Genomic DNA, 12911 nt, shown 5'->3' on the forward strand with positions numbered 1-12911 from the left:
GGGGGGGGGGGGGCCCCCCCCAGCCGCGGGCACAGCGGATGAACTCTTCGCCACCCCACCCCGCTCGCTGACGCGAGCGACCCTCCCCCTCCAGGGGAGGGTGATCTGCGCTGCGACCGCACACGCCCATATGCGATCGCGCTCCTGACCCTGAAGAGAGATCAAGAGGGCTCGTGCGCAACATGAGCTTGTCCCACTTACTCCGCATCCGGCTGCCGGCCCGGCTCGGCCGCAACGAAGGCCTCGACCTTCATCGCTTCGGCCTCGATCTGGCGGATGCGTTCGAACGGGGCGAGGTCGGCGTCGAAGCGGCGGGCGTTGAAGATTTGCGGCACGATGCACAGGTCGGCGAGCGTCGGCTGATCGCCATAAGCGAACGGCCCCGGCGTCTGCGCCAGCCGTGCCTCGATCGCCGCAAACCCCTGCTCGATCCACTCCTTCGACCAACGCGCGCGCTCGATGTCGTCGACGCCGAGTTCGGTCAGGCGCTTCAGGATCCGCAGATTGCCGATCGGATGAATGTCGCAACACACCGCATAGGCGATCTCGCGGACGATCGCGCGGGCCTTGGCGTCTTTCGGCAGAAGCGGCGGCTCGGGATGGGTCTCGTCGAGATACTCGATGATCGCCAGCGATTGCGCCAGATTGAAATCGCCCTCGCGCCAATACGGCACCAGCCCGGCCGGATTGATCCAGCGATAGGCTTCGAGATTCTGTTCGCCGTTGCGCAGATGCACGTAGCGTTCGGCGACCACGAGGCCCTTGAGGTTCAAAGCGATGCGGACCCGGTAGGCGGCGGACGAGCGGAAGTAGCCGTACAGCACGGCACCGTCGTGTTCGTCCTGCGAAGCGATGCGGGTCATGGCCGGGTCGGATCAAAGCGCTTTTCGAGACCACGCCAGCAATCGGCGTAGTCGTCCTGCAACGTCCCGGCGGTCGCCGCATATTCGGTGACGCGCTGCGGATAGCGGGTCTCGAACATGAAGGCCATCGTGCCGGTCAGCTTCACCGGCTTCAGCTCGCCGTTGCTGGCGTACTCGAACGCCTCACGGTCCGGGCCGTGCGGCAGCATCATGTTGTGCAGCGATGCGCCGCCCGGCACGAAGCCCTGCGGCTTGGCGTCATAGACGCCGTAGATCAGCCCCATGAACTCCGACATGATGTTGAGGTGATACCACGGCGGCCGGAACGTGTTCTCCGCCACCATCCAGCGCTCGGGGAAGATCACGAAGTCGATGTTCGCGGTCCCCGCGGTTTCCGATGGCGAGGTCAGCACGGTGAAGATCGATGGATCGGGATGATCGAAGCCGATGGCGCCGACCGGCGAGAACGTCCGCAGATCGTATTTGTACGGCGCGTAGTTGCCGTGCCAGGCGACCACGTCGATCGGCGAATGCGGCAGCTTGGTGCTGTACATCGCGCCGCCCCATTTGACGTAGAGCTCGGTCGGCGTGTCTTTCTCTTCATACGCCGCGACCGGCGTCAGGAAGTCGCGGGAATTGGCGAGGCAATTGGCGCCGATCGGTCCGCGCTCCGGCAGCGTGAAGGCGCCGCCGTAATTCTCGCATAGATAGCCGCGCGCGGGACCGTCGATCAGTTCGACACGAAACTTGACGCCGCGCGGGATCACGGCGATCTCGGCGGGCGCGATGGTGATGATGCCGAATTCGGTGACCAGCCGCAGGCTGCCCTGCTGCGGCACGAACATCAGCTCGCCGTCGGCATCGTAGAAGTGCTGATCGACCATCGATTTGGTGATCAGATAAAGATGGGTGGCCATGCCGGCCTGGGTGTTGACATCGCCCGCCGTCGTCATCGTCCGCACGCCCTGAAGAAACGTCAGCTCCTCCTGCGGCATCGGCGGCGCGTCCCAGCGCAGTTGCGCGATCGGCATGTCGTATTCGAAGCACGGCGCCGAACGCCACAACCCGGCCTCGGCCTTCGAGAAGCGGCCGGAGTGCTTCACCGACGGACGGATACGATACAGCCAGCTCCGCTCGTTGGCGCCGCGCGGCGCCGTGAACGGCGAGCCGGACAGTTGCTCGGCGTACAGACCGTAAGCCGCGCGCTGCGGCGAGTTGCGGCCGATCGGCAGCGCGCCCGGCAGCGCCTCGGTTTCGAATGAATTGCCGAAGCCCGACATGTAGCCGGGCGTGACGCCCTGCGAACCGTGGCCGAGGATCTGCGGTGCGGCATTGATATTCATGTCATCCTCCGATCGGTCTGGGATGCTCCCGGCGCGCCGGGACGGTGAAGTCGGTCAGCCGCCCTGCAGGGCGGCCCACATTTCGCGGTCGCGCTCGGCGGTCCAGATCACCGGATCTTCGATGCCGGACGCTTCGTCGAAGGCACGCGACACGTTGAACGGCAGGCAGTGCTCGTAGATCGCGAAGCTGGAGAACTTCGGGTCCATCATTTCGCGGGTCGCGTCCCATGTCTCCTTGAGGCTGCGGCCCTTGGCGACCGAGATCTCTGCGGCGCCGTATAGCGTGCCGACGAAATCGCGCGTCATCGCGATCGCCTCACGCGTCGTCTCCAGCCCCTGCAGCGCGTCGCCGCGGCCGGGTGCGATCGCCTTCGGGTTGAAGTCGCGAATTTCGTTGAGCGTCGCCGGCCACTCGCGCAAGTACGCGTCGCCGCAGTAGCAGGCCGAGTGATACTCGACGAGGTCGCCGGTGAACATCACCTCGGCGTCCGGCACCCAGGCGACGATGTCGCCCGAGGTATGGCCGGCACCGAGCTGCATCAGCCGCACCTCGCGCTTGCCGAGATAGATCGACATCTCGCCATCGAACGCCAGCGTCGGCCAGGTCAGGCCCGGAATGCTCTCGGCGTCCTGGAACAGACGCGGAAAACGGCCGTATTCGGAATCCCAATCCTGCTGGCCGCGCTCTTCGATCAGCCGATAGGTCTCCTGCGACGCGACGATGCCCTCGGCACCGTAAGCCGAAGCTCCGAGCACGCGGACGGCGTGATAATGCGACAGCACGACGTATTTGATCGGCTTGTCGGTGACGGCGCGAACGCGCTCGATCACCTTATTGGCCATCGCCGGCGTCGCCTGCGCGTCGAACACCAGGCAGCCGTCCTCGCCGACGATCACCGCCGAATTCGGATCGCCCTCCGCCGTGAAGGCGTAGAGATCGGGGCCGATCTCGGAAAATGTCACCTTCTTCTCGGCGAGATCGGTGGTGGAGGCGAAACCTTTGGCCATTGATGAGTCCTTGTTACTTGTGAAACTTGCTGGGCGCTCGCGCGCTGTTTGTTGCCGCGGTCATTCCGGGGCGCTCGCGCAGCGAGCGAACCCGGAATCCCGAGTTGTTCTGCGACCGCTGCCTTGCCCCGAACATCGGGATTCCGGGTTCGCGCTGCGCGCGCCCCGGAATGACGAACGTAGAGGCCTTGCTCTTGGCCAGCTTCAAATCACTTCGTCTCCTCGCGACGCCGCCTGTGCTTCCTCCACCACCCGCCGCTTCGCCAGCGTCATCGCGTCGCGTAGCACGGCGAGGTCGCCGATGTGGTTGGCGAGGATCAGCACCAAAGCTGCGTCGAGAGCTGCGCTCTGTTCGTCGGTGATGCCGCGATGCGCCTCGACGATCAGTCGATAGGCCGCATCCGGATCTTGAAAGTTGCTCGTGGTCGACAATGCGGCCGTCACGACACGGCCCTCCCGGTCGCCCGCGCCAGCGCGGCGTCGATGGCAGCAGCCGTCGGATGCCGGAAGCGCGCGGCGACGTAGCCGTCGGGACGGAGCAGATAGGCCGAGCCTGGAGCTGCGTCGTAGCGCTGCGCGAAGGCGCCCTGCTCGTCGCGCAGCGGTGCGTCGTCGCCGATACGGATACTCGCGACACCGGCGGGCAGCGGCGCGCGCACGCCATTCGGGCTTTCGAGCAGCACGAAGTTGCGGCCCGCCTGCGTGAACGCATCGGTGAGAAACAGCCGCTCGCCCTCGGCGGAGCGCAACGGCGCATCGATCAGCGCGGCGCCCGGCCGCGGGCCTGCGGACCAGCTATCAACGTCGGGCGTCGAGAGCGGACTGTCATACACCGACGGCGTCGACAGCCTGCCGGCATTGACCATGCGCTTGGCGAAGTCGACATCCTGGGCGAGCGCCAGCACGGCGTCGCGCAACCGCCGCTCCTGTTTGGAATGCGGCGCGATGAAATCGGTCGAGCGCGTGGAGTGGCGGATGTTGTCGTCGGCGGCCTGGCTGCGCTCCGCCTCGTAGCTATCGAGCAAGCTGGCGGGCGCGTCACCGCGCAGCACCAGCGCCAGTTTCCAGGCGAGGTTCTCGCTGTCCTCCAAACCGGAGTTAGCGCCGCGCGCGCCGAACGGCGACACCTGATGGGCGCTATCGCCGGCGAAGATCACCCGCTCGTGCAGGAAGCGCTGCATCCGGCGGCACTGGAATTTGTAAACCGAGATCCATTCGAACGAGAAATCACCATGACCAAGCATCCGCTCGATCCGCGGCCGCACGTTCTCGGGCAGCCGCTCGACCGCCGCATCGGCATCGGCGCCGATCTGCAGATCGATCCGCCAGACATCGTCGGGCTGCCGGTGCAGCAGCGCGGACTGACCGGAGTGGAACGGCGGATCGAACCAGAACCAGCGCTCGGTCGGAAACTCCGCCGTCATCTTGACGTCGGCGATCAGGAACTGATCCTCGAACACTTCGCCGGCGAATTCCGCGCCGACCAGACCGCGCAAAGCCGAGCGCGCGCCATCGCAGGCAACTATGTAGTCGGCCGCGAGACGATACGGCCCATCCGGCGTCTCGATCGTCAGCAACGCATGGTCGTTGTGCTGAGCCAGCGCCGTCACCTTGTTGCGCCAGCGCAGGTCGATCTGCGGCAGCTCCTGGACGCGATCGACCAGAAAAGCTTCGGCGTAGTATTGCTGCAGATTGATGAAGGCCGGCATCTTGTGGCCGGTCTCGGGCAATAGATCGAAGCGATAGACCATCTCGCCGCGGCGGAACACCTTGCCGACCTGCCAGACCACGCCCTTCTCGACCATCCGCGATCCGACGCCGAGCCGATCCCAGACTTCCAGCGAGCGCTTAGAAAAGCAGATCGCGCGCGAGCCCTCGCCGATGCGGTCAGCGTCGTCGAGCAGCACCACGGCCTGGCCGCGCTGCGCCAGATCGATCGCCAGTGACAAGCCGACCGGGCCGGCACCAACGATCACCACAGGACGGCGCGCCGGCTCCCGGCGGTCCTGATCCGGGTGGCGGCGGTAGCCGAACTGGAAGGATTTGCGCTCCGCCATCGGCCCTCAGCCTCGCAGGCGACGCTGTCGCGGCAAATCGCTGGTCAAGGCGTCCTCCTGCATGATAGTTTCATTTGCAACCATCTAAGCCGCAGTTGTCCCGCCGCGCAACCCGGCCCCGGAGAAATTTTTGGTGAAGCTCGATCTGTTCTCCTTCCTGCCGTTCCGGCTCAACCGGCTGGCCGCCGAAGTCAGCACGGCGCTGGCGGAAGAGTATCAGCGGCGCTACGGCCTCGACATTCCGGGCTGGCGCATTCTCGCGACGCTCGGCTTTCGCGATGACGCCTGCACTGCGCAATTCATTGCGCAGTGCACCCGCACGCACAAATCGACCATCAGCCGCGCCGTGAATGCGCTGATCGAGCGCGAACTGATCGAACGCGTCGAGAACGAGGACGATCGCCGCGAGCTGCGGCTGCAGCTCACGGCCAAAGGCCGCGCGCTGTATCACGAGCTGGTGCCGCGGCTGAAACGCCGCGAGCAGGAAATCCTGTCGTGCCTGTCGGCTCGCGAGCGCGACGCCCTCGCCGACGCGCTCGGCAAGATCGAGCGCCACCTCGACCTGATCCAAGCGAGCCACGGCCACGATGACGCGGCCGGGCAGAAGGCATCGGTCGGCTGACCCCGTCTTGTTCTGAGCCGGGCGTCCGAACCTATCGGCGCTGTCGTGCGACCCAAGCGACAGTGGCGATCACGGCCGATTGATACTATGAAAGGCAACGATCGCACTCGGATCGCCGCCGGGCCTCCCCGGATCGGCATCCCTGCAAGGACCGGCGTTGAATGAAGCTCCGAAGCGCGTTGCTCATCGTCCTCACTCTGCTGATGGCGTCACCGATCGCATCGATGGCCGCCGAAGACCGCGGCGCCCGTGTCGCGCTGGTGATCGGCAATGCCAAATATCCGGATGCCGAGAAGCCACTGAAGCAGCCCGCCAACGATGCGCGCGATCTTGCAGATGAGCTGAAGCGGCAAGGCTTCGACGTCGATGTCGGCGAAAACCTCAGCGGCGACGCGATGCGGCGCGCGTTCGACAAGCTGTATGCGCGGGTCAAGCCGGGATCGGTCGCGCTGGTGTTCTTCAGCGGGTTCGGCATCCAGTCCGGCCGGCAGAGCTACATGATCCCGGTCGACGCTCAGATCTGGACCGAGCCGGACGTGCGCCGCGACGGCGTCAGCCTCGAGACCGTGCTGGGCGAACTCAACAGCCGCGGTGCCAGCGTCAAGATCGCGCTGATCGACGCGTCGCGGCGCAATCCGTTCGAGCGCCGCTTTCGCAGCTTCTCGGCCGGCCTTGCGCCGATCATCGCACCCGGCAATTCGTTGGTGATGTACTCCGCCGCACTGAGTTCGGTGGTCGGCGACAATGGCGGCGATCGCAGCCTGTTCGTCACCGAGCTGCTGAAGGAGATCGGCGTCCCCGGCCTCGGCGCCGAGGAGGCCCTCAACCGCACCCGCGTCGGCGTCACCCGGGCGTCACGCAGCGAGCAGGTGCCGTGGATCTCGTCGTCGCTGGCTGACGATTTCTCGTTCGTCCCAGCTCCGGCACAGGCCGCCGCCAGCGCAGCGCCGAAGCCCGCCGCACCCCCCGCTGCGAGCGCCAAGACTGCGAGCCCGACGCCGACGCCGACGCCGAGCGAGCCGACCAAGCCCGCCGATCTCGCCAAGCAGATCGATCTGCCGCAGCCGATCGACGTGCCCAAGGCCCTCTCGAAAGAACTGGGCGCCACCAATCCCGACCCCAAGCTCGATCCCAAGCAGGACGACGAAAAGGTCCGGCTGGCGCTGCGTGACGATCCGACGGTGCAGAACCTCAGCAACCGGATCGACGAAAATCCGGCCGACGCGAATGCGTTCTATCGACGCGGGCAGGTCTATGCGAGCAAGGGTGCGTATTGGTCGGCGATCAAGGATTTCGACGATGCGGTCCGGCTCAATCCACGCGATGTCGAGGCCTACAACAATCGCTGCTGGGTCCGCACCGTCATCAACGAACTGCCGGCGGCACTCAAGGACTGTAACGAGGCGCTGCGGTTGCGGCCGAACTTCGTCGATGCGCTCGACAGTCGCGGCCTGCTCAACCTAAAGAACGGCCAGTTCAAGAACGCGATCGCCGATTTCGATGCCGCGCTGAAGATCAATCCGCGGCTGACCTCGTCGCTGTACGGGCGCGGCCTTGCCCGCCAGCGCCTGGGCCTGACGTCCGAAGGCGAGATCGACGTGACCACCGCCAAGGGGCTCGATCCGAACATCGTCAAGGAATTCGCCGGCTACGGGGTCGAGTGACCGCCGCGCGGCATCGCGACCGGCGGATTGAACCTCCTCGGCTCCGGCCGCGACGACGAGTCGAGACGGCCGCACCGGCCATCTCAATCTGGCTGCACACAACGCCCAACGGCGCAGGGGGAATTGCCATGTCGACCACATCCAGTCTCGCCTTCGTCCGCACCGTCCTCGGCCTCGGCGCCGCCTTGTCGCTCGGCGTCGGCATCGCCGCAGCCGCCGAGGTTGCCACCGAAGACCAGATCCTGCGCGCGCTGGCGCCGAAGAAGCCGCTGACCCGCAGCCTGTCCGCAGAGCGCCCCGCCGCCGATCCGACCGAGCGGCAATTCGTCGACACGCTGCGCAACCGGCCGTCGCGTTCGCTGTCGCTCGGCGAGCGCGAACAGATCGCGACGCTGGCCAAGGACAAGCCGGCCATCGATCTGGAAATCACCTTCGACTACAACTCCGCCACGATCAGCCGAAAGGCCGCGCCCGCCGTCGAAGCGCTCGGCAAGGCGCTGTCCAATCCGGACCTCAAGGGGTCGACCTTCGTGGTCGCCGGGCACACCGACAGCATCGGCAGCGAGCCGTATAATCAGGAACTGTCCGAGCGCCGCGCCGACACCATCAAGCGCGCACTGGTCGAAAAATTCGGTATCGCCGGCAGCGATCTCGTCACCGTCGGCTACGGCAAGAGCAAGCCGAAGGATACGGCGAACCCGGCCGATCCGACCAACCGCCGCGTCCAGGTCGTCAACATGACCAGCCAAACGACTGCGGCGAAGTGAAACTCGCCTCGCTTGCGCGCGCCGCTTCACCCCCACTGCGGTCATCGCCCGGCTCGTCCGGGCGACCCAGTATTGCAGAGCATGCGTTCGTTGGCAGTGCCCCGGCTGCACGCGCTCTGGAATACTGGTCCTCCGCTTTCGCGGAGGATGACGAACGTATGTGGGGCGCCTCCGCGGCCTACCCGACGCTGCTTGCCGACCGCTTTTGCCCTTTTGCCGATTTGCCGCCCTGTGTAGATTTCCGCGGCCCCGGGCGGGGGGCAGCTTCGCCGGACGACCAACGGGCGACACGAATCTTCCAACCGAGATCCGGTGAAATTCCGATGACGCGAGTGCGCCGATGACCGAGTTATGGATCGACAGCGGCGCGCCTAGGCCGCGGCGATCGGCGCTGCCGCGCCACGCATCGCGCGCCGGCATTTTCGGCGTCTGCGCGACGCTGAGCTGCTTGGTGAACCTCAACGCCCTCGCCGCCGAGAAGGCCGAGCCCCCGCCGAGCGGCGTGCAGGTCACGGTCGCGAAGGCGACCAATGCCTGCTTCTCCGACATGGTGCGGGTCACCGGCTTCGTGGTGCCGCGCAAGGAGGCCGTGGTGATCGCCGAGAGTGACGGCAAGGTCACCGATGTGCTGGTGCGCGAAGGCGATGTCGTCACCGACAATCAGGAACTGATCCGCATGGTCGGCGCGAGCGGCGCGCGGTCGCTGCGTGCCCCCGCCGCGGGACTGATCACCGAACTGCGCACCGCGGTCGGCGCACCGGCCTCGCCGCTTGCGGGGCCGATGATGCGGATCGCGGTCGGCAACGAACTCGAGGTCGAAGCGGAGGTGCCGAGCATTCAGGCCCTGAAGGTCACGGTCGGCGCACCGGCGCGGATCGGGCTCGACAGCGGCAACGATCTGGTCGGCAAGGTGCGGCTGGTGGCGCCGCAGATCGACCGCAAGACCCAGCTCGGCAAGGTCCGCATCTCCGTCACCAACTCACCGGCGCTGCGCGTCGGCCTTTTCGTCAAGGCGACGATCGACGCGCGGCGCAGCTGCGGCGTCGCCATCCCGCGCCAGGCGGTCGATCACCTCAGGGTGCAGGTGGTGAAGGGCACCACTGTCGAGACCCGCAAGGTGAAAATCGGGCTGGTGTCGGACAGCAGTATCGAAGTGCTCGAAGGTGTGCGCGAGGGCGAATTCGTCGTCGCCGATGCCGGCACGTCGCTGCACGACGGCGATCTGATCAAACCGATTGTGCAGGACGATTTCGACCGATCGCGGGTGCGCTAAATGGGCCTCAACGTCTCCTCCTGGTCGATCCGGCATCCGCTGCCCTCGATCGTGTTCTCGATCATCCTGCTGGCGCTGGGCTGGATCAGCTTCACCAAGCTGGCGATCACCCGGCTGCCGAGCGCCGACATCCCGGTGATCTCTGTCGCGGTCGCTCAGTTCGGCGCGGCGCCGGCGGAACTGGAGGCGCAGATCACCAAGACGATCGAAGACGGTGTCTCCGGCGTCGAGGGCGTCCGCCATATCGCCTCCTCGGTCACTGACGGGTTGTCGGTCACCACGATCCAGTTCGCGCTGGAGACCAACACCGATCGCGCGCTCAACGACATCAAGGACGCGGTGACGCGGGTGCGCGCCAACCTGCCGCAGAACGTCAACGAACCGCTGATCCAGCGCGTCGATGTCATCGGCCTGCCGATCGTCACCTATGCGGCGATCTCGCCCGGCAAGACGCCGGAGCAGCTGTCGTGGTTCGTCGATGATGTCGTCAAGCGTGCCCTGCAGGGCGTTCGCGGCGTCGCCCAGGTCGAGCGCATCGGCGGTGTCGAGCGCGAGATACTCGTCTCGCTCGATCCCGACCGGCTGAAGGCCGCGGGCCTGACAGCGCTCGACGTGTCGCGGCGACTGCGTGGTACCAATGTCGATCTCGCCGGCGGCCGCGCCGAGATCGGCAAGAACGACCAGGCGATCCGCACGCTGGCCGGCGCCAAGACGCTGAACGAACTCGCCGGCACGATGGTCAGCCTGCCGTCCGGCGGCGAGATCCGGCTCGACGATCTCGGCACCGTCACCGACACCATCGCGGATCGCCGCACCTTTGCGCGCGTCAACGGCGAGCCGGTGGTGGCGCTCGGTATCAAGCGCTCCAAGGGCGCCAGCGACGTCGTCGTCGCCGAAGCCGTGCAGAAGCGCATCGACGCGCTGAAGGCGCAGCATCCGGACGTCGACCTCAAGTTGATCGACACCTCGGTCGACTACACCAAAGGCAATTACGAGGCGGCGATCTCGACGCTGTTCGAGGGCGCCATCCTCGCGGTGATTGTGGTGTTCCTGTTCCTGCGCGACCTGCGCGCCACCGTCATCGCGGCGATCTCGCTGCCGCTGTCGATCTTCCCGGCGTTCTGGGCGATGGACATGCTGGGGTTCTCGCTGAACCTCGTCAGCTTCCTCGCCATCACGTTATCCACCGGCATCCTGGTCGACGACGCCATCGTCGAGATCGAGAACATCGTCCGCCACATGCGAATGGGCAAATCGCCCTACGAGGCGGCGATCGAGGCGGCGGACGAGATCGGCCTCGCGGTGATCGCGATCTCGCTGACCATCATCGCGATCTTCGCGCCGGCCAGCTTCATGTCCGGCATCGCCGGGCAGTTCTTCAAGCAGTTCGGCATCACCGTCTCGGTGCAGGTGTTCTTCTCATTGCTGGCGGCACGTTTCGTCACGCCGGTGCTGGCCGCTTACTTCCTGAAGGACGCGCCGCACGAAGAGAAGCCGCCTGGCCGTGTGCTGCAGGCCTACACCCGGCTGGTGACCTGGTCGGTGCGGCATCATTACGTCACCGTGCTGATCGGGCTGGCGATCTTCGTGCTGTCGATCTGGAGCATCGTGCTGCTGCCGCAGGGCTTCCTGCCGGCGCAGGACACCGCGCGCTCGGTGATGGCGATGGAGCTGCCGCCCGGCACCCAGATCGGCACGACTGAAAAGACCACCGAGCGTATCGTCGCGATGCTGCGCAAGCGGCCGGAGGTGCGCAGCGTGTTTGTCGACGGCGGCCGGGTGCCGCCCGGCATTCAGGAGGTGCGGCGCGCCTCGCTGATCATCAACTACACGCCGAAGGGCGACCGCAAGATCACCCAGCGCGAGCTCGAGCTGGCAATCAGCCGGGATCTCGATCAGGTCCCTGACATTCGCTACTGGTTCCTCGACGAAAACGGCCTGCGGGCGATCGCGCTCGTGGTGACCGGCGCCGACAGCAACATCGTCAACAACGTCGCCCAGGAACTGGCGGCGCAGATGAAGCGCATCCCGATCGTCTCCAACGTGATCTCGGAGACCTCGCTGGACCGGCCCGAACTACGTGTCGTGCCGCGCGCCGATCTCGCCGCCCGGCTCGGCGTCTCGACCGAAAGCCTGTCGGAGACGATCCGGGTCGCAACCATCGGCGACGTCGGCCCGGCGCTCGCCAAGTTCGATGCCGGCGGCCGGCTGGTGCCGATCCGCGTCCAACTCGAGGACGGCGCGCGCGGCGACCTGCCGACGCTGGAGCAACTGCAGGTGCCGATCTTCGGCGGCCGCGGCTCGGTGCCGCTGTCGGTGGTGGCCGACGTCAAGTTCGACCAGGGCCCGACCAGTATCAACCGCTACGACCGCGAGCGGCAGGCGACCGTCGCGGCCGATCTCGTCGGCAACGCCGCGCTCGGCGACGCGCAGAGGCAGATCAAGGATCTGCCGGTGATGAAGTCGCTGCCGAAGGGCGTCCGCGTCAGCCCGTCGGGCGACGCCGAGAGCCTCGCCGAATTGTCCGATGGCTTCGCCACCGCGATCACCGGCGGCCTGATGATGGTGTACGCGGTGCTGGTGCTGCTGTTCGGCACCTTCCTGCAGCCGATCACCATCCTGTTCTCGCTGCCGCTGTCGATCGGCGGCGCGATCGGCGCGCTGCTGATCACCGGCAAGCAGCTCACCACGCCGGTGTGGATCGGCATCTTGATGCTGATGGGCATCGTCACCAAGAACGCCATCATGCTGGTCGAATTCGCCCTGGAGGCGATCCGCGCCGGCAAGAGCCGCGAGGAAGCGATCATCGACGCCGGCCAGAAGCGCGCCCGCCCGATCGTGATGACCACGATCGCGATGGTCGCCGGCATGATGCCGAGCGCGCTCGCGTTCGGCGCCGGCGGCGAATTCCGCTCGCCTATGGCGCTGGCGGTGATCGGCGGCCTGATCTTCTCGACCGTGCTGTCGCTGATCTTCGTGCCCGCGGTGTTCATGATGATGGACGACGTCGGCCGCCTGTTCTGGCGCTTCGGCAGCAAGCTGCTGAGCCACCGCGGGGAGACGGAGAGCGACGTGCGGCGCTGATAAGCGGGTGAGGACGCTTAGTTGCGAGGCAGATGACTTAAGAAGCACGGCATCGCCCTCACTACACGCCGTCATTGCCGGGCTTGATCCGGCAATCCATCCTCTTCGCAAGATGTCTCTCCTCGCGAGTGGGCATTCCTCAGCGCTCCGCGCGCGATGGATGCGCGGGCCTTCGCCGCGCCGAAGGGGCTCCGGCCCCGCAGGCGGGTCGAGCCCGCGCATGACGGCGT

10 protein-coding genes are annotated in these 12911 nt (G+C 66.4%); 5 read left to right on the top strand and 5 right to left on the bottom strand.

Annotated elements, in window-relative coordinates; genetic code table 11:
• Positions 1-197: 197 nt before the first annotated feature.
• The 5 genes from maiA to LPW26_RS25000 all read right to left on the bottom strand — a co-directional run bounded on the left by maiA (position 198) and on the right by LPW26_RS25000 (position 5271).
• Positions 198-863, bottom strand: a complete 666-nt coding sequence (maiA, locus tag LPW26_RS24980) for a maleylacetoacetate isomerase (RefSeq protein WP_238738466.1) — start codon at positions 861-863, stop codon at positions 198-200.
• A complete protein-coding gene (hmgA, locus tag LPW26_RS24985; RefSeq protein ID WP_238738467.1) occupies positions 860-2206 on the bottom strand; it encodes a homogentisate 1,2-dioxygenase in 1347 nt (448 codons plus the stop codon). The genes maiA and hmgA overlap by 4 nt, the downstream gene beginning before the upstream one ends.
• A gap of 54 nt (positions 2207-2260) precedes the next feature.
• On the bottom strand, positions 2261-3214 hold the full coding sequence (locus LPW26_RS24990) for an MBL fold metallo-hydrolase (RefSeq protein WP_238738468.1): 954 nt from the start codon (positions 3212-3214) through the stop codon (positions 2261-2263).
• Positions 3215-3418: 204 nt separating this feature from the next.
• Positions 3419-3658, bottom strand: coding sequence for a DUF2783 domain-containing protein (locus LPW26_RS24995; protein WP_238738469.1), 240 nt, complete (start codon positions 3656-3658; stop codon positions 3419-3421).
• On the bottom strand, positions 3655-5271 hold the full coding sequence (locus LPW26_RS25000; protein WP_238738470.1) for an FAD-dependent oxidoreductase: 1617 nt from the start codon (positions 5269-5271) through the stop codon (positions 3655-3657). Before LPW26_RS25000 ends, LPW26_RS24995 begins: the two co-directional genes overlap by 4 nt.
• Positions 5272-5401: 130 nt before the next feature.
• Here LPW26_RS25000 and LPW26_RS25005 point away from each other — a divergent pair, with 130 nt between their 5' ends.
• From LPW26_RS25005 to LPW26_RS25025, 5 genes are all read left to right on the top strand, one after another.
• Complete coding sequence (locus tag LPW26_RS25005) at positions 5402-5893, top strand: MarR family winged helix-turn-helix transcriptional regulator (protein WP_238738471.1); 492 nt, start codon at positions 5402-5404, stop codon at positions 5891-5893.
• Positions 5894-6054: 161 nt separating this feature from the next.
• Positions 6055-7557 carry a caspase family protein gene (locus LPW26_RS25010; RefSeq protein ID WP_238738472.1) on the top strand — a complete coding sequence of 501 codons (1503 nt, stop codon included), beginning with the start codon at positions 6055-6057 and terminating at the stop codon, positions 7555-7557.
• Between the two features lie 128 nt (positions 7558-7685).
• Entirely contained in the window at positions 7686-8324 is a 639-nt protein-coding gene (locus LPW26_RS25015; RefSeq protein ID WP_238738473.1) for an OmpA family protein, read from the top strand.
• A gap of 340 nt (positions 8325-8664) precedes the next feature.
• Positions 8665-9597, top strand: coding sequence for an efflux RND transporter periplasmic adaptor subunit (locus LPW26_RS25020; RefSeq protein WP_238738474.1), 933 nt, complete (start codon positions 8665-8667; stop codon positions 9595-9597).
• The gene (locus tag LPW26_RS25025) at positions 9598-12681 is read left to right on the top strand and encodes an efflux RND transporter permease subunit (RefSeq protein ID WP_238738475.1); all 3084 of its coding nucleotides are present in this window, start codon (positions 9598-9600) and stop codon (positions 12679-12681) included.
• The last annotated feature ends 230 nt before the right edge of the window (positions 12682-12911 follow it).

This window comes from Rhodopseudomonas infernalis (genome assembly GCF_022271405.1).
In the GTDB taxonomy this organism is placed as follows: domain Bacteria; phylum Pseudomonadota; class Alphaproteobacteria; order Rhizobiales; family Xanthobacteraceae; genus Rhodopseudomonas; species Rhodopseudomonas infernalis.